Genomic DNA, 17,978 nt, shown 5'->3' with positions numbered 1-17,978 from the left:
TTAAAAATATATCAAATTAGAGAGACAGGATTTCATACATCTATCATTCACCATCTTAAATTCAACATCCACATCCACATCTCATATTTCATATCTAACGTCTAACATCTACCAGCTACCTCCGGCTCCGCCGCCGCCAAAACCGCCGCCGCCAAAACCACCGAAACCGCCGCCACCTCCGCTGCTTCCTCCTCCCCATGAACCGCCGCCACTTCTTCCGCCGCCATTCAATAAACTTCCGATAATGGCACCTGTAAGGAAATCGCCGCCTCTGCGGCTCATATAATTGCCACCGCCTCTGCCACCGCCACCTTTTATGACGGCAAGAACGATGATAATAATTATAAACAAAACAATAAACCCTGCCCCCGTACCTTTACGATCATCAGAACCCTTGTCTTCATTCGTATATTCCCCTTTGCTTGCGGCTATAATAGCGCTGACCGCGTTTTTAAAACCCTGATAATAATTGCCGTCTTTAAATTCAGGCCGCATTTCATTCCTTACAATCCTTCCTACCAGAGCATCCGGCAACACCCCTTCCATGCCGTAGCCCGTAGCAATCCACATTTTTCTGTCACCTGCCGATGCAAGAATTAAAACACCATTGTTTTTTTTGCTTTGGCCTATTTGCCACCTGTGCGCCAGTTCAATGGTATATTCGGCCACATCATGGTCATTCAGCGTCTGGACAGTAACAATAGCTATTTGCGTAGAACTGGCCTTTTCGTAATTCAGTAATATCTGTTCCAGATCAGCCTGCTGATCCGGATTCATCATGCCGGCAAAATCATTGACCAGTCTTGGCGGATTCATTGGTTGCGGATATTCCTTTGAATCATCTGCAAACGCGGTCAAAGTCAGCAGCAACAACAGGCCGAAGGCTGCCAGTCTTTTTAAGAATAATGATTTCATTTTATTTTTTCTTTGCAGTTAATTGCCGAAAACGATATCGTCAGGCAGTTCGTTTTTGTCAGTGTCAATATTATACGGAAAATGTTGTGCTAATGCTGTACCTATATTTATAACGCAATTTGCAATACCATCCGCTATTTTGCCTTCCTGAAACGAACGTTTCATCATATTCAATTCATAAACCCAATAAGGGTCTCCCCCGGTCTTTTTATAAATACCTTCATCTCCGTACAAAGCCATCTGACGGTCTTCAAGCGCAACATACACCAATACACCATTATGTTCTTCCGTCCTGTCCATTTGTAATTTGAAAAATATTTCCTTCGCTCTGTCCATTGCATCAACATAGCTGCAGCGCGATTCCACAAAGACACGTACCTCTCCCGAAGTATTGCGTTCCGCCTTTTTGATAGCCTCTACAATTTTTCGTTGTTCAGCATCCGCTATTAAAGGTTCCTTCTTTGATTTCAATAATCCAAACATGGTTGTATGAAATTAAAAAAGCGGTATTAACCGCCTTTTTGTGAATAAGTATTGCTGTGTTTAGAACTGAACTTTAGGCGCTTTTTGTGCATCTTTATCTGCGCTGAAAGTCGGACGTTTCTGAAAGCCCATAGCGCCCGCCACTATATTGGTTGGGAAATTGGTGACTTTTGTATTATAAACCAATACAACATCGTTGTAATATTTCCGGCTTGTAGTAATTCTATTCTCTGTTCCTTCAATCTGATCTTGTAATGCCAGGAAGTTTTGATTTACTTTTAAATCGGGATAAGCTTCCGAAACAACCATCAAACGGCCTAACGCCTGGCTCAATTGTCCCTGAGCTTGTTGAAATTCCTGCATCTTTTCAGGAGTCAGGTCAGATGCGTTCACATTCATTTGTGTTGCTTTGGCCCTTGCTTCAATAACAGCTGTTAATGTATTTTGCTCGTGCGCAGCAGCGCCCTTTACTGTTGCCACTAAATTGTCTATAAGATCAGCACGACGTTGATACTGATTCTGAACATCAGCCCATTTGGCTTCTACTTCGTTCCATGATTTGTTTAATCCATTTTGATAACTTTTGTATATGCTGCATCCTCCAATGAGTACAATGGCTAAAATAGCAAGCGTTACTAAAAGACCTTTTTTCATTTTTATGTATTTTATTTATTCAAAAATAAGTATAAAATTGAGTTCCCAAACCCCTTTCGGTAAAATTTCGGGTAATACTATTTTAATTTCGGCTATCAATTCCCCAATACAACTTTTGGCGAATTGTTTTAAGAAAATTATGCTCATCAAGCCTGATAAGGTTTATAGAAAAATCTTCCTTTTTAATAGCCAGTTGAACACTCCTTGTAATAGTTTCCACCCGGCTGTCCAGTGTACAAAGAAAGTTATCCGTACGGCCTTCCACTTCAAATGAAATAACATTATTGTCAGGAACCACAATAGGCCTTATATTTAGATTGTGCGGCGCAACAGGAGTAATTACAAAACTTGATGTCTGCGGAAAAACCAATGGGCCATTACAGCTCAGGGAATAACCTGTGCTGCCTGTAGGCGTTGAGACAATCAGCCCATCAGCCCAGTAAGTATTCAGAAACTCTCCGTTCAGGTAAGTGTGTATCTTAATCATCGAAGAAGAATCCTTTCTGTGCAATGTAAATTCATTCAGCGCAAAAGGGCTTTCTCCAAACAACGGAACGCTTGAATCCAGATGCAGCAAGCTCCTTTTATCAATTGTATAAGCCCCGCGGATTAATCCTCCCAATGCAATATCAATTTCATTTTCAGGGATAGCAGCCAGAAATCCTAACCTGCCCAGATTAATGCCTATCACCGGAATACCTGTATCCCCTATAAAACAAATAGTATCTAACATCGTACCGTCGCCGCCAAGGCTGATCATACAATTGGTATTACGGCAGAGATCATCATAACCTGTAAATAGCAGAGGCGTTTCTTTAAATTCAACATGCGGCTGCATACGTTCATAAAAATCTTTATAAACCGTAACCTGCACATGGTTCTCTCTTAAAATCTGAAAAGTATGTTGAAGCAATGGAATGTCTGATTCTTCAAACACACGATTGTATAAAGCAATTAGCATTTATTTGAAATGTCTTTTTATTGTTTGATAAAAACAGAGATGCCCGCGCGGGTGCTCTATTCATTAACGGCTGACCACTATAAACTGATGGCTTGTTTATTCTCCATTTCTATGTAAATATAAACCTTTTTCATTCAGGTGATTAACCGTGTATTCAACCCTCACCTTAATATCATACAAAGTTATGATGTCGATGCCAAAACCTGCAGCATACAGCAACCTGTTATTTAATTGATCACCATCGAGAGCGGCATATTTATTATAGCCTATTCCTGCATCCGCAAATGCCTTGGCATAAATCCTTATAGGTATTACTTCAAAATACTTTACAGGTAGCAGAATTTTCTTGTTTAGCAATTCCCGTTTAAGATCCAACCGCACAATCCCAAAGCAGGAACCGTCAATGACATAATATTCATAGCCCCTCACATAGCTATAATCATATCCCAGATTTTGCCTGAAAATATACGGCTGGTCCTGTGGTACAGAGCCCTTTGCCCGCAATATCGTCGCTAAATACCATTTTTTCGACAGTTTGAAATAATGGTCGAACTGAATATTTAACGACGATTGCCATTTCTGATTTACCAAAGCATATTTATTGTCCAGTGTACCTATAAACCGCTTACCCGTCAGAGGGTATTCCCAATTGTCAACCCCGTTATATTCGTACCGGTATGTCAATTGCACTACATTTTCCTGTGTATGTCCATCACCCAGATAATTTGGATTGAGGTAAGCAATCGTATCGCTTATCCAGTAATGATGGTAACCCAATTGGAGCAAATGTGTCGAAGCATACTTAGGCCGGAATGTATACCATGCAGCAGCATCGAAACGTCGCTGCATGAAGTTATTATCGCTCCGCAGGAATTTAAGCTTATTGCTTTCTGTTTTATAGGCAATCTCCCGGTTCTGCAAACCGAATACCGAAGCGCCGAAACCATGTTTTTGATCCTTATCTATAAATGGCCGCGCATAAGTCAGGCCTACTTTCTGTGTATAGCCTATTTGACCCAGAACCGCTATCGTTTCATGATTCCCCCTGAAGTTATTATTCACCAACGCAACGCCAAGATTGATTCTTGAAAAATCATGATTATGCTCTGTCCACCACACATTAAAATTTCTGTCGGCAAAATCAAATGCCAGATCCGGAATGACAGGAAACCTGTCAACCACATTTATTTCCAGTTCATAAGCATTGCCCTCCAATAAATGCCAGGTAAGTTTAACTTCATTAAACAGCTTGAGATTGATCAGTCGTTTCCTGTTAAATTCATTTACAGGTAAAAGATTCGGGTCGTTCAAAGTGTCGAAAGACGATTTGGGAATACAATCACCTTCCCTGAAGCTCAGTTCCCTTAATATAATCCTGTCTTTAGTCTTATGCCTTCCTGTGATCGTTATTTTTTGAATATTGTAACATGCCTCATTTCCCTGACCGGATGAAAGCAGGGAGGAAAAAAGCAAAACAACAAATAACAGGATAAATCGCAAGTCAGCAGGCGTATTTTGTGGGCAAAGATATAGGTTATACCAAATACAATATTATATACTTAAAGGTTCTGTTTGTAGAGACATTGCATTGATTCTACATCAAGTCCTGAAAGGATGACATAAAATAGGATAGGGTACCAACTCCTATCCGTAGAGAGCATAAACGCTATCTGCTGATAACGTGTTTACATTTAATTATAGGCAGTTAGGTTAAATATTTTTAGATTTGCCTAAAAATAAATTCAAAACTTTTGAACAATCACAATAATTCTCTTCACGAAGTCCATGGAAGTGTTGTCGTCAGCAACAGTAAATCCAGGTGGCGTAAAATCATATCTTTTTTTGGTCCCGCTTATCTCGTAAGCGTCGGTTATATGGATCCCGGTAATTGGGCTACCGACATTGCAGGCGGTAGCCAATTTGGCTATACACTTATCTGGGTGCTATTGCTCAGTAATCTGATGGCCTTATTATTACAAAGCCTTAGTGCAAGATTGGGCATCGTATGGGGTAAAGATTTGGCGCAATGTAATCGCGAAACCTATCCCAAAGGCATAAACTTCATGTTATACATACTTGCGGAAATTGCCATTGCCGCCTGTGACCTTGCAGAAGTATTGGGTATGGCAATAGGCATACAATTGCTTTTTGGCCTTGATTTGATATGGGGTGTGTTGATAAGTCTGCTTGATACTTTTTTGCTGTTATGGCTGCAAAAATTAGGGATGCGTAAAATGGAACTATTTATCATTGGCATGATAGCCATTATCGGTGGATGTTTCTTTGTGGAAATGTTGTTTGCAAAACCGGCAATAACCGGCATAGTAAGTGGTTTTGTACCTTCTATTCCCAATAATGCAGCACTCTATATAGCTATCGGTATTATTGGGGCAACCGTAATGCCGCATAACCTGTACCTGCATTCGGCTTTGGTGCAAACACGCAAAATTAAACGCGACGAAGCCTCCATAGCAAAAGCAATTAAATATAATTTTTGGGACAGCGCCATCGCGCTCAACCTCGCGTTATTTGTAAATGCTGCAATCCTGATATTGGCTGCTGCCGTGTTTCATAAAGGCGGTAGGACAGAAGTGGCGGAATTGCAGGATGCACACCGTTTGTTAGCGCCAATGCTTGGCAATGTATGGGCTCCGAGATTGTTTGCCATAGCATTGATTGCAGCAGGACAAAGCAGCACCATTACAGGTACCTTAGCCGGGCAAATTGTTATGGAAGGCTACCTGCGCCTGCGCATCAGCCCTGTGCTGCGTAGATTAATAACAAGGCTGCTTGCCATCATCCCTGCCGTTTTGGTTATCCTGATTGCAGGTGAATCTAAAGTCGGGCAATTATTGATTTTCAGTCAGGTACTGTTAAGCATGCAGCTCGCATTTGCCGTTATTCCACTGATTTATTTTGTAAGCGATAGTAAACGGATGGGCAAGTTTGTAATTACTGCTAAAACTAAAATCATATCATGGACAGTAGCAGCATTGATTGTTGTTTTGAATTTCAAACTGGTTTTTGAAGAAGTGAAAAGTTGGCTGGAAGCAAGCACAAACTGGTTATTGGACTTACTCATTGTATTAGGCGTGCTTGGGCTTGTACTCCTTTTAATAATGGCCGTTATTTATCCGTTATTGTTGAGAAGGCGAAAACATACAATAGACGTACACAGTCAGATAAAGCCAATATTCGACTCCCAACTTCCTGATTTTAAAACTATTGCATTGGCGCTCGACTATTCTGTAACCGATAACCATGTTATCCTTTACGCTTTGAAACTTGCCGAAAAAAATACATCCTTTGTACTCATACATATTACAGAAAGCGCATCAAGCACCATGATGGAATCGGAAGCGGAAGACTTTGAAACCAAAAAAGACAAGGAAAGAATGGATGCCTATATTAAAGTTTTTACAGATAAAGGCTTTAAAGCCGATTCTGAAATGGGATTTTTGAAGAGAACAGATGAAATTGCACGTATTTGTAAAGAAAAAAAGGCAGATTTACTTATTGTTGGTAGTCATGGCCATAGAGGATTAAAAGATTTTATTTTTGGTGAAACAGTTAATAAAGTAAGGCACATGGTTTCTATTCCTGTTTTTGTGGCAAAATAGAAATTGAAGTAAATGTTTATACCGGAGTTTATTCAATAAATAACACCGTTTATTGAATAGGCCCCGTTCAACCATGTCTTGAAACGTGCTTTTAAAATAAAATACCACAACTTTGTCTTCTTACAATTAAAAATTTCATGCCTGCACCTACTGTTATTGAAACTTATAAAACACTTAGTGAACAATATAAAGCACAATACGAAACCTTACAAAAAAGACATAATGCTTTAAGCATTTTAAGGCTTGTTATAGTAATAGCAGCCATCGCCTTATATTACAACTTTGGTACAACTTACAATTATATAAGTCTTGTCATTGCCATCATACTTACCCTCGCATTCCTAATGCTGATGAAAATTCATCAGCAAACGGGAAATAAGAAATTATTTGCCAAAACACTTCAGACGATCAATGAAGAAGAATTTGCTTATTTAACGACACAGAAGCTATCCTTTTATGATGGCGCCGTTTTTGCTCAGGATAACCATGCTTATAGCGCTGATCTGGATCTGTTCGGTAAACGTTCGCTTTATCAGCATCTTAACAGAACTGCTACAGAAATGGGCAGGGAAGTATTGGCAGATAACCTTTTAAAAGCAGCTGCACCCGATACAATAATTGAAGTACAGAAAGCAACTGCTGAATTAACGACAAAATTAGAAGACAGGCAGGCATTATATGCCGCAGGAAAAATAGCAAATGATAATGAGGGTATTTATAAGCAATTGGTAAATTGGACGGAAGAAGACAATTCTAATGTTCCAAAGACCTTATTGGTATTGTGTTATATACTTCCTGCCGGTTTGATAATTGCAATAGCCATGTATTTCATGACAAAACAGGACATTTATTGGAGCATCATCAATAAATTAGTTCCCTTAAACCTTGTTATCTATTTCATTCAATTTAAAAATATCAGGAAAGCTTTATTCAGCACAGAAAAAATAAATGAAATGCTGAAATCCTATGCTTCAATGTTATTTCAGATTGAAACTGCTTCTTATGAAAGTACCTATCTTAAAGGGTTGCAGGAAAAGTTAAAGACCGATAAAACCCAAGCCAGCGTATTATTGCAAGAATTAGGCGGCATCTTTTCGAAAATGGAAACCGTTCAGAACCCTTTTTCTGCTTTTGCAATGAATGGTTTGTTTTTATACCATATCCACCAGTTAAATAATCTGAATAAATGGAAACAAAAACATAAAAAGCAAGTAACACAATGGCTGCAGGTTATCGGCTCTTTTGAAATGCTGAATTGTATTGCCAATCTGAAATATAATAATCCTTCCTTTTGTTTTCCCCGAATAAATAACAATCATAAAATCTCATTTGAAAACTTAGGGCATCCTCTTATTGCCGATGATAAAAGAGTTTGCAATGATGTAAGCTTTGAGGATAACCGCTTCATAATACTTACAGGCTCTAATATGTCGGGTAAAAGCACTTTTCTCCGCACTTTAGGCGTCAACATGGTTCTGGCCGGAATGGGCGCTCCGGTTTGTGCAACAACGGCCGATATTCATCCATTGAGCATATTTGTCTCCATGCGCCAGTCCGATTCTTTAGCCGATAGCGAATCCTACTTTTTTGCAGAAGTGAAAAGACTGAAATATATCATGGAACAGTTGAAAGACGAGGTTTGTTTTGTGCTTTTGGACGAAATACTAAGAGGCACCAATTCGGATGACAAACGCAGCGGGACTATCGGCGTCATAGAGAAAATAATTAAGCGAAAAGCTATAGGAGCCATTGCAACACACGATTTGGAAGTATGCCTCACAACAGACCAACATCCCGGTATTCTTACCAACCAATGTTTTGAAGTGGAAATTATAAACAACGAATTGGTATTTGATTATAAATTGAGAGTAGGCATCTGCAAAAACAAAAGCGCTACATTCCTGATGAAGAAAATGGAAATCATATAGATATATGCCTTAATTTTAATGTTGTTCAGGGGGAATCAATATTTATTATAAAACACAAAGAAATCACAGTTCAGATAACTTATATCCCCTTAATATTTCTTTTCTTTGCAATCTTGTTTAATCTGTATTGCCTCTTCCTAAAATGGATTTTAAGAATATCAATGAGGATTTAAAACCTCTTTTGCGCGAAATAGCCTCCCGAAATATTCATCGCAGCATGGTTCCCGGGCAGGATTATATACCTGTTACAGGTAAGATATTGGATGAAGACGATATATTATATGGAGTTGATGCAACATTGGACGGATGGCTGACCACCGGTCGTTATGCGCAGCAATTTGAAAGAAAATTTGCGCAATATTTCGGCAGCCGTTTTTCTGCATTGGTTAATTCGGGTTCTTCCGCAAATCTGGTTGCTTTTTACGCCTTAACCTCTCCAAAGCTTGGTGACAGAGCATTAAAGCCCGGCGATGAAGTAATTACAGTTGCTGCTGGTTTCCCTACAACCGTAAACCCGATGCTCCAGTTTGGTTGTATTCCTGTTTTTATTGATGTCGATATCCCTACTTATAACATCAAAGCGGAACTTATTGAAGCTGCCATAACACCTAAGACAAAAGCCATTATGCTGGCACATACCCTGGGTAATCCGTTCAATCTGGACATTGTAAAAGGGCTTGCCAAAAAGTATAATCTTTGGTTGATTGAAGATGATTGCGATTCTTTAGGCGCAACCTACAACGATCAAAAGACAGGTTCCTTCGGAGATTTGGCAACCGTGTCTTTTTATCCCGCACACCATATTACAATGGGCGAGGGTGGTTCGGTTTTAATTAATAATGCCAAGCTTAAAAAGATTGTAGAAAGTTTCAGGGATTGGGGCCGCGATTGCTGGTGCGAGCCAGGCAAAGACAATACCTGCGGTTTGCGTTATGAACAGTGCCTCGGAGAATTACCTTTTGGTTATGACCATAAATACACTTATTCCCATATCGGATTCAATCTGAAAGTTACGGATATGCAGGCCGCTATTGGTTTAAGTCAGTTAAATAAAGCAGATACATTCGTAGCGCAACGTCGTGCAAACTTTGATTTGTTGAAAAAGAAATTAAAGCCATTTGAAGAACACTTTATTCTGCCTGAAGCAACTCCCAATAGTGAACCAAGCTGGTTTGGGTTTATGATTACCATAAGAGAAAACAGTCCCATCGACAGAAATGATTTAGTAAGCTATCTTGAAGAAAAGAAGATTGGCACACGATTATTATTTGCAGGCAATCTTACCAAACAGCCCGCTTATAAAAATATTGAAAAACGCATTGTCGGTGATTTGACCAATACAGATATCATTATGAACAGAGGCTTCTGGCTTGGTGTCTGGCCCGGGTTAAAAGAACAACATTATGATTATATCGTAGAGATGCTGCATGAATATTTAAAGAAGTAAATTATTTAGCGCCTTTTCTGATTTGCCAGCTTTTCAAAAGTTGGCAAATTTTTTTGCAGAAATATTGTCTTTTATACAAAAGGACTAGTTTAAAATAGTTAACCATTCCCTATTGAATAGGAATTAAAACGGAATTATCCTAAACTTGCAAAATGAGCAAATCTTACTGGAAGCGTTGGTATTGGGCAGTCTTCTTATGGTTGCTGGTACTAATCTTATTATTAACCTGGTTTACTAAATATTGGTCATGAGTACTCCGGATTGGATAATTATGCTTACCACATTGGTGCTGATCATTCTTTTCGGCATCTGGAAAGGTCGTGGACAGACAGGTTCGGAGACCTATTTGCGTGCAGGAAAGCAAATGCCCTGGCATGCCGTTTTGCTTGGTATTATGGCTACACAGGCAAGCGCCATCACTTTTCTTTCCGGCCCCGGTCAGGCTTATTCAGATGGCATGCGCTTTGTACAATATTACTTTGGTTTGCCATTGGCGATGATAGTCATCAGCATGGTTTTTGTGCCCATCTTTCAAAAACTCAATGTATTTACAGCTTATGAATATCTTGACAAACGTTTCAACAGAAAGACAAGGTTATTTACCGGAATTTTGTTCCTGTTTTCAAGAGGTGTTTCAACAGGTATAAGCGTGTATGCGCCTTCCATCATACTTTCTACTATTTTCGGCTGGAATATTTATATAACCAATTTGCTCGTCGGCGGCTTGTTGATTATTTACACTTATACAGGCGGCGCAAAAGCTATTGCCCATACGCAGAAGATACAATTTACTATCATCATGCTTTCTATGGCTGTAGCAGGGTTCATGGTAGTACGCCTGCTCCCTTCCAATGTCAGCTTTACAGATGCTTTATATTTGGCCGGTAAATCAGGGAAGCTGAATGTTATCACAACAGAATTTAATGTAAAAGATAAATACAATCTCTGGTCGGGAATTATCGGTGGCTTTTTCCTGGCGCTATCTTATTTTGGAACCGACCAAAGTCAGGTAGGACGCTATCTTACAGCTAAAGACATCAGGGAAAGCAGGTTAGGCTTATTGATGAATGGTTTAGTTAAGATACCCATGCAATTCCTGATTCTGCTCATTGGCGCATTGTTGTTTTCCTTCTATACCATTTATAAAGCACCTTTATTTTTTAATGAATCTGCTGAAAAGAAAGTTGCTGCTATTGCGCCCAAACAATATTTTCCCTTATCTATTCAAAATAAACTTGCAGCCGATTATAATCAAAGAACCGCGCTGTCACTGTTGGAGCTTAGAAAGAATCCAAATACTTTCAATAAATACAAGGAAGATTATTTGTTGGCCAGATTACATTATGGGCAAAGGCTTGTTGACAGGCAACGTAAGCAAATGAGTGCCCTTATCAAGCAAAATACAGTAGCTATTGCAGAGCCTGATAATGACAGTAATTATATCTTTCTTCATTTTGTAAGACATTATTTGCCTGTTGGTATGGTTGGCCTGATATTTGCAATAATATTTTTAGCAAGCTGGAGTTCTATATCTGCCGCCATTAACGCGCTCGCATCCTCTACACTCATAGACTTTCATCAGGTATTCAAAACCACAGCGCTCGATGAAAAACAGCAGTTGAAGTATGGGCGGCTTTATACCTTGCTTTGGGGGATTTTTAGTATTGCAGTTGCCATGTTCGCCACCAAGATGGGTTCATTGATTGAAGCTGTAAATGAACTTGGAAGCCTTTTCTACGGCGCTATACTTGGAATTTTTCTCACAGCCTTTTTTCTGAAGAAAGTAAGAGGAACGGCAGTGTTTTATGCTGCCATTCTTTCTGAAGCAATTGTACTAATAATCTATATCTGTAATGTAGTTGCTTTTCTTTGGCTGAATGTTATTGGCGCAGTATTGGTGATGATATTATCATTGTTATGCCAATATATAGTCAGTGTCCGTTACAAAGCAATTAATGATTAACCGCGTACAAAAGGATTAGAGCGTTTTTCCTGTGCTATTGTTGTTTCAGGACCATGACCACTGTAAACAATTGTTTCATCCGGCAATGTATATAACTGCGTGGCAATGCTGTTAAGCAGCGTTTCATGATTACCTCCCAGTAAGTCCGTACGGCCAATGCTTCCGCTAAATAATACATCGCCGCCTATTACCCAATTTCCTTCAGGATAATAAAAAACAATACTTCCCGGTGAATGACCCGGCGCAAACCTTACTTCTATTTCATCATCACCTAATTTCAGTTTTTCGTTCTCCGAAATATGAAAATCTGCAACGGGAGCAGCCCCCATCTTTATTCCAAACAACATTGCAGAGCCGGTAGCATTTGCTAAAACAGGGTTTTCCTGCTGATGCATTCCAAACGGGATATTGAACTTTTGTTTTATGGCATCAATGCCAAGTATATGGTCAATATGCGCATGAGTATTGATAATTTGTTGCGGCTTTAGTTGATTTTTCTCGATGTAGTCAATCAACTTCCTTTCTTCATCGGCTCCGTACATGCCCGGGTCAATAATCCAGCATTCGCTTTTGTCGTTAGAGATGATATAAGTATTTTCCTGAAAGGGGTTAAATGTAAACGCAGCAACCTTTAGCATGAATTTCTGATTTTTATGAAATGATACCTTCTTTATTGGCCTGCAAAGTACGATGAAATTTTTTTCTGAATTTCTTTCTCATTTTTTTGGAAAATAAAAGTTGGACTCCTACCTTTGCACTCCCAACGAAACGGGACAATGGTTTGATTTCGTAGCTCAGCTGGTAGAGCAATACACTTTTAATGTATGGGCCCTGGGTTCGAGTCCCAGCGGAATCACAAACGTCTCCAACGACGTTACCGATTAAGTTGAAAAAAAGGCGCTGAAAAGCGCCTTTTTTGCGTTTAGTCCCATTTTTTGCTGAGTGGGCACAAAAAAGCAGGCTATTTCAAAACAAAGGAAATCAATAAAAATGGTGACCATTCCGTGACGGTCACGTTTCATGAACATTTCACAGTTTAGTGTACGCATTTGCGTACGCTAAAAATTACTCCTCTCCTTCACGTGTTCCAATGCTTAATTATAGTGCTTTTTATTAATTTAAATCTCTTTATGAAGTGATTTGTAAATAAATATCTTACATCTTATCGATATTTTAAAAATGACAGCTTAATCCACATTCAAATTGCCGGTTTTCCTCCATCCTCTCTAGCGTTGCCAAATATATCTGCTCCTTATAATTTCCCCTGGTTGGAATTTCGCCAGACAATACCTCGTTGGGGGTAAGGCCCAATAACTGGCCATTAGGCATTGAGTTGAATTCCTCTACTGCCTTTTTTAGTTCGTAAGCTAAGTCAACTCCGTTTAAGATATGTTTGGGATATAGGTATCGGTATTTGAGGATTTTGTTGGCAGCTTCAACCATGCAGTTGCTTTGGATTATATCTATTTGTGCAGTCAATCTTTTCCAGAGCATCCCTGGTCGTGAAAGCATCTCATCGAGTGCTCCCTTGTTTTCCATGCCTCCATCCGTGATGAGAAATCCTTCTTCTTTCAAAAGGCCGAAGCGTTGCAAAACCCCATCAAAAGTTTGCCGGGCAATTTCGCTGCTATATTCCGTTGTGACTTTACATGCTAGTATCGCACGACTAAAATTATCCTTAATTACATAGACATATCGCTTTACCCCGTCCAATGTCCTGAAGATCGTTATATCCTGATGTAAAATCTTTAATGGCGCGGTTGCTGCAATAGGAACATAATGTTTCCTCCTTTTGTGTTTCCGCCTTGTAATCTTTAATAGTCGGCAGTATTTATAAAAAGCACCGAGGCTAAAACTGATTTTCTTTTGACGTAGCAGATAATAATATACGCTGATGAGGGGCCAGTTTTTGATTTCCTTTTCAGAGCAACCGCGTTGGAGGTCGACCTGCTCCTGAAGCGTCAGTTGCCCGACGTTTTGTTTGCGGCAATAACCTTGAAGTGAGTTTAGGCAAGATCTTAATCCTTCCCATGAATGCCATTGTTTAAAGGAAAATGGGAGGAATCTCCAAACCTTTTTATCCAGGTTATTTTCCCAGCAAAACCGCAAAATCAGTTCAACTCCTTTTTTTATCTGCAATCCATGCCTGGCTTTTGGTTTTAATAAAGCAATCAGTTCCTTATAAAGCATAACAATATAATACAATGCCTTTAGCTTTATCTTTAACTGCCTGTTTTCGGCTTGAAGTTTTTTGATGGTTAACTCATCTATAATGTTATGTTGTTCCGGTGTAGGCATCCAGAACTTTTTTTCTTCTTTTTCCCTCCACCTTTGTCTGGTGGACCTTGGGATTTTTTTGACCATTTCAGGTGGTAATCCTCCCTGGCAATATTGGACTTTAAAATCGGAATGATACCTCTGTTGTGCGTGAGCCATAATAATGTATTTGCGATTGTTAAGAATGGCTTTATTACAAGATTATTAGAAGTAGAAAAAGGTGAACTGAAAATTGGCAAGTATTCAAAATTCAAATCGCTAATGCGCTACAGTTTTGGGTCGTGTTGTCTTTAAAGAGGAGTTGAAAATAAACGTTAAAACTAATTTGGAAACAAGAAAATAGCAGATGACATACCTTGATTCTATTGAAATTACTATTGTTGTAGGTTACAATTCAAAATGTTTAACAAAATAGAAGTGCATTATTGAGAACCAATTGTAATAGTGTAGGTTATTTTTATTTGATGAATATGGCAAATCCATCGGTGAAGATGTCTTTAAAAAGATGCGGCCATTTACTACAACACCCAAGAAACTGCAAACTAACACCAGCAATATGATGTAAAAATTGGGCGCGTCAAACGGGAGAAAAAAACATAGCTTGGATTTAAGTATTTATTATAATTATGTATATACATAAGTCTTTAACGAAAAACGTTTGACGGTATCTTTTTATGGCGTAATAAATTTATATATTATCTACTTCTTAGCCATAAATGAAAGTAGTGCCGCGTATTTTCTTCTGCTTATGGGCAGTTTAATATCATTACTTAATTGAAGCATCGTATTCGAATCTTTGATTATTTTTTCGACGAATGCAATGTTCACAAGATAAGATTTATGAATACGGTAAAAGGAATGGCTCGATAATTGCTGATCATATTTTGCAATTGAATAGCTCATAGTAATTTTATTTATCTGCTGATTTTTCAGGTAGAAGATGTTCGTATAACTCCAATCGGCACTAATATAAATAATTTGAGAGATTTCTACAAGCTCCATACTGTTCTCGGTACGGAAAAACATTTTCTCTATTTTACTATCTGGTGTATTTTGATTTATAATTTCCTTTGGATGAAGAAGGTTCTTAAAGACAAGTTTCTCTGCTACCTTATTTATAGCATCCTGCAGGTAATCAATGTCGATTGGCTTCATGATGTAATCCAATGCATTTAACCGGAATGCTTTCACTGCAAAAGTATCATATGCGGTCACAAAAACTACTTCGAAATTGAATGGAAATATTCTTTCAAGAAAATGCAACCCGTTTTCGTTGGGCATCTCGATATCAAGAAAAACAAGATCCGGTTGAAACGCTTCAATCAACAACGCAGCATCGTTTGTATTATAGGCAAGGCCGCAGATATTTATCGGTTGTTTTTATATAGTTTAAAAGGATGTTTTTTATGTTCGTGCACGCGATTGGCTCGTCATCTATAATCACTACATTTAATGACTTTGACAATATTTCTGAGGTTGTATCCCTATTAAACATAAAGCTGCGCTTTAATTCAGTGTAAGTTGGTTTTAGTTGCTTTTCAATAAAGTGGTTATTGATTATAAACACTATCGGCCTGAGCTTTTTTTGATTGTTTGATAATTCCGAACCGACCTAGGCGTAAACCGGTCAGGAAGGCTATAATAATATTCCTAACGAGGTAGATGGTGCCCATTCCATTCAGCAAACAACAGATGGGGGTTTTATATTGGCAGGATATTCAAAATCCAATGACGGCGATGTTTCGGGGAACCATGGAAATTTCGATTATTGGGTGGTAAAGCTCGGCATTTGCCTACTCCTGCAACCCAATTCACCTATACCAATTCAGATAATGTTTACAACTTTAATTATACTGGTAGCAATCCCTATACAAGTATCGGTTGGGATTTTGGGGACAATACGCCGGGTTCCAATAATCCCAATCCAACGCATACTTACACTGCATCCGGCTCTTACATTGTATGCACCCACATTTGTCATACCGGAACGTATTGGGTATTTATTATGAATTGTATTTATTTTTAAATTTTATCTCTGCCAACAATTTCAAATCTTCTATCAAATGGTTCGAGTTTTGTACCAAGGGGTTCACGCAGGTCTGAAAGAGAACCGCTGAATTTTGTAGGGAAAGCGCACTTAGGTGCACTTTTCTTGTTTTTATGCGGTTTTCAACAAAGTAAGGTTCAAACTGAAGAGTTGTGGGATTTTATGAACAGCTTCCAGAAACGAAATTTTTAGGGTCAACCGGCAAATGATTGACCACCGACAAACCTGCTAAGAGTTTGATTTGCTGTCGTATGGTAAATTAAAAGCAGAGCAGCATCCTTTCTTTAACTTGGATAATCATTAGTCAAAAACGCGCTCTGGCATTTAAAAAGTGGATCGATTAGGCCGCATAACCTATAAATTTCGATTGCAAGAGGCAATACTTATTCTGCCTTAGAGGCAACGGGCTTAAATACGCGTTTCCAACAAATAATCCCCACAAACGACACCATTTGCAATAATAAGGTGATCACCTCCTGTTCCAGAACTGTCAATGGCTACGTGATGTAATCCCTTTGAGTACATACCAGCAGATACCTTGCTTACATTTACTGGTTGACCATCCGCCCGCAGGAGCCGGTCAAAATGGGCTATTAACCGGTCTGCCCTTTTTAAAGTCTGATCAGATAATATCATAACCTGATCCATCGTTGTAATTAGGGAGTTACCATCAAATTCGATATACATAACCATTTGCCCTCGACTGCCGCCTTCAGTACCAGAACTGAATATAACCGGTTTATTTATAGATTCCTTCGGCCTCCATGCTAAGACCATATCGCCTATTTTTAATTCTGACAAGGCAGATATGCCGGATGATAATGTAATAGTTGTGTCGCTGGCTAAAGACATGATTAAGATATTTTTGGGGTAAGGTAGCTAATTTTTTCTGATAATTCCATCGCCTGTATTTTTAGAGATGAGACACTAATTTTTGAGGACGGGCGACGTCAAAGATTTTTTTATTAGTAACACTCTAGATCATGTAGAGAACAGCCTTCCTCAACAAAAATTCTTTCGGGCGAACCAGCAAATCATTTATCAACGAATCGTTATACGAAAGACTGCAGAAATCCTTCATATCTACAACTGACTTGCAACGGTATTTATAGCTAATGATTTCAATTTCCTTTTTTTTCGGTTCAAATACATTCCTTAGTCTTTGTTTTAATGAAACTTTTCGAAAATCCGGCTCTGCAGTTATTACAGTATAAGTGATATTCCCGCAGTCTTTTAATTTATTGGCTAACTTTGCTTTTTGGCCGCACTTAAATGTTGAAGTTTCATTAAATTAATATCAATCATGTTTAGTAATGCAAATGATTCAAGTTTGTAATGGCTAAAAACTTAGCTTATAATATCACACAGATTTTCTGCATATAGTTCTTGATTCTATTAACTTTTTTCTGCAATTCTTTTTCGATATCAAAAATAAGTCAAAGATTTTTACTGAAGTTAACTTGGCATTAATCTTATTTTATTAAATTTTGGGAATACGGAGAATTGATTCGTTTAAGTCTACAGAATACTTAATAAAATTAATTCATATCATATCTTATATGATAAAAATATAATATTTAACTATAAGAACCAGATTATTGATAACTTTGGATCTAAAAGAAAGAAGCAATGTAACCTTAAAAGAATGCAAACATGGTTTTGCTCTTTTATTATACCATCCAT

The 17,978-nt window shown here is 38.5% G+C and carries 14 protein-coding genes and 1 tRNA gene; 6 read left to right on the top strand and 9 right to left on the bottom strand.

The genetic code is table 11. From position 1 onward, the window contains the following. Window positions 1-108: 108 nt before the first annotated feature. The 5 genes from F0919_RS00620 to F0919_RS00600 form a co-directional block, all read right to left on the bottom strand. Window positions 109-915, bottom strand: coding sequence for a TPM domain-containing protein (locus F0919_RS00620; protein WP_190277203.1), 807 nt, complete (start codon window positions 913-915; stop codon window positions 109-111). Window positions 916-933: 18 nt separating this feature from the next. Further along, window positions 934-1,398, bottom strand: a complete 465-nt coding sequence (locus F0919_RS00615) for a TPM domain-containing protein (RefSeq protein WP_150030776.1) — start codon at window positions 1,396-1,398, stop codon at window positions 934-936. Window positions 1,399-1,458: 60 nt separating this feature from the next. Next, window positions 1,459-2,052 carry a LemA family protein gene (locus F0919_RS00610; RefSeq protein ID WP_150030775.1) on the bottom strand — a complete coding sequence of 198 codons (594 nt, stop codon included), beginning with the start codon at window positions 2,050-2,052 and terminating at the stop codon, window positions 1,459-1,461. Window positions 2,053-2,134: 82 nt separating this feature from the next. Beyond that, window positions 2,135-3,013, bottom strand: coding sequence for an NAD kinase (locus F0919_RS00605; protein WP_150030774.1), 879 nt, complete (start codon window positions 3,011-3,013; stop codon window positions 2,135-2,137). A gap of 96 nt (window positions 3,014-3,109) precedes the next feature. Beyond that, window positions 3,110-4,513, bottom strand: coding sequence for a BamA/TamA family outer membrane protein (locus tag F0919_RS00600; protein ID WP_150030773.1), 1,404 nt, complete (start codon window positions 4,511-4,513; stop codon window positions 3,110-3,112). Window positions 4,514-4,764: 251 nt separating this feature from the next. On the opposite strand from F0919_RS00600, the gene F0919_RS00595 reads away from it, so the two are divergent. The 4 genes from F0919_RS00595 (at window position 4,765) to F0919_RS00580 (ending at window position 11,971) form a co-directional block, all read left to right on the top strand. After that, window positions 4,765-6,633 carry an Nramp family divalent metal transporter gene (locus F0919_RS00595; protein WP_150030772.1) on the top strand — a complete coding sequence of 623 codons (1,869 nt, stop codon included), beginning with the start codon at window positions 4,765-4,767 and terminating at the stop codon, window positions 6,631-6,633. A gap of 137 nt (window positions 6,634-6,770) precedes the next feature. Beyond that, on the top strand, window positions 6,771-8,561 hold the full coding sequence (locus F0919_RS00590; protein WP_150030771.1) for a MutS-related protein: 1,791 nt from the start codon (window positions 6,771-6,773) through the stop codon (window positions 8,559-8,561). Window positions 8,562-8,703: 142 nt separating this feature from the next. Next, window positions 8,704-10,008, top strand: coding sequence for a lipopolysaccharide biosynthesis protein RfbH (rfbH, locus tag F0919_RS00585; RefSeq protein ID WP_150030770.1), 1,305 nt, complete (start codon window positions 8,704-8,706; stop codon window positions 10,006-10,008). A 247-nt stretch (window positions 10,009-10,255) separates the two neighbouring features. Beyond that, window positions 10,256-11,971: a sodium:solute symporter gene (locus F0919_RS00580; RefSeq protein ID WP_150030769.1), complete on the top strand. Its 1,716-nt coding sequence runs from the start codon at window positions 10,256-10,258 to the stop codon at window positions 11,969-11,971. Here F0919_RS00580 and F0919_RS00575 read toward each other — a convergent pair. Continuing rightward, window positions 11,968-12,609: an MBL fold metallo-hydrolase gene (locus tag F0919_RS00575; RefSeq protein ID WP_150030768.1), complete on the bottom strand. Its 642-nt coding sequence runs from the start codon at window positions 12,607-12,609 to the stop codon at window positions 11,968-11,970. The genes F0919_RS00580 and F0919_RS00575 overlap by 4 nt on opposite strands. 145 nt (window positions 12,610-12,754) lie before the next feature. On the opposite strand from F0919_RS00575, the gene F0919_RS00570 reads away from it, so the two are divergent. After that, window positions 12,755-12,827: transfer RNA gene (locus F0919_RS00570), tRNA-Lys, on the top strand. A gap of 317 nt (window positions 12,828-13,144) precedes the next feature. Here F0919_RS00570 and F0919_RS00565 read toward each other — a convergent pair. Both F0919_RS00565 and F0919_RS00560 read right to left on the bottom strand, forming a co-directional pair. After that, window positions 13,145-14,407 carry an integrase catalytic domain-containing protein gene (locus F0919_RS00565; protein WP_150030767.1) on the bottom strand — a complete coding sequence of 421 codons (1,263 nt, stop codon included), beginning with the start codon at window positions 14,405-14,407 and terminating at the stop codon, window positions 13,145-13,147. Between the two features lie 540 nt (window positions 14,408-14,947). Then, window positions 14,948-15,613: a LytR/AlgR family response regulator transcription factor gene (locus F0919_RS00560; RefSeq protein WP_262713941.1), complete on the bottom strand. Its 666-nt coding sequence runs from the start codon at window positions 15,611-15,613 to the stop codon at window positions 14,948-14,950. Window positions 15,614-16,016: 403 nt separating this feature from the next. Between F0919_RS00560 and F0919_RS00555 the strand changes: the two genes are divergently transcribed. Then, window positions 16,017-16,274: a PKD domain-containing protein gene (locus F0919_RS00555; protein ID WP_150030765.1), complete on the top strand. Its 258-nt coding sequence runs from the start codon at window positions 16,017-16,019 to the stop codon at window positions 16,272-16,274. A gap of 429 nt (window positions 16,275-16,703) precedes the next feature. On the opposite strand, the gene F0919_RS00550 is transcribed toward F0919_RS00555, so the two are convergent. Continuing rightward, a complete protein-coding gene (locus tag F0919_RS00550; protein ID WP_150030764.1) occupies window positions 16,704-17,147 on the bottom strand; it encodes a hypothetical protein in 444 nt (147 codons plus the stop codon). Window positions 17,148-17,978 lie beyond the last annotated feature (831 nt).

The sequence above is a fragment of the Taibaiella lutea genome, assembly GCF_008629695.1.
Taxonomy (GTDB): domain Bacteria; phylum Bacteroidota; class Bacteroidia; order Chitinophagales; family Chitinophagaceae; genus Taibaiella; species Taibaiella lutea.
This window is presented reverse-complemented; position numbering and strand designations above follow the sequence as displayed.

Bases quoted from the DNA above. Each gene is read 5' to 3' on its own strand.
- F0919_RS00605 (WP_150030774.1), bottom strand. From the start codon at position 3,013: ATGCTAATTGCTTTATACAATCGTGTGTTTGAAGAATCAGACATTCCA.
- rfbH (WP_150030770.1), top strand. From the start codon at position 8,704: ATGGATTTTAAGAATATCAATGAGGATTTAAAACCTCTTTTGCGCGAA.
- F0919_RS00550 (WP_150030764.1), bottom strand. From the start codon at position 17,147: ATGTCTTTAGCCAGCGACACAACTATTACATTATCATCCGGCATATCT.
- F0919_RS00565 (WP_150030767.1), bottom strand. From the start codon at position 14,407: ATGGCTCACGCACAACAGAGGTATCATTCCGATTTTAAAGTCCAATAT.
- F0919_RS00620 (WP_190277203.1), bottom strand. From the start codon at position 915: ATGAAATCATTATTCTTAAAAAGACTGGCAGCCTTCGGCCTGTTGTTG.
- F0919_RS00615 (WP_150030776.1), bottom strand. From the start codon at position 1,398: ATGTTTGGATTATTGAAATCAAAGAAGGAACCTTTAATAGCGGATGCT.
- F0919_RS00610 (WP_150030775.1), bottom strand. From the start codon at position 2,052: ATGAAAAAAGGTCTTTTAGTAACGCTTGCTATTTTAGCCATTGTACTC.
- F0919_RS00575 (WP_150030768.1), bottom strand. From the start codon at position 12,609: ATGCTAAAGGTTGCTGCGTTTACATTTAACCCCTTTCAGGAAAATACT.
- F0919_RS00580 (WP_150030769.1), top strand. From the start codon at position 10,256: ATGAGTACTCCGGATTGGATAATTATGCTTACCACATTGGTGCTGATC.
- F0919_RS00590 (WP_150030771.1), top strand. From the start codon at position 6,771: ATGCCTGCACCTACTGTTATTGAAACTTATAAAACACTTAGTGAACAA.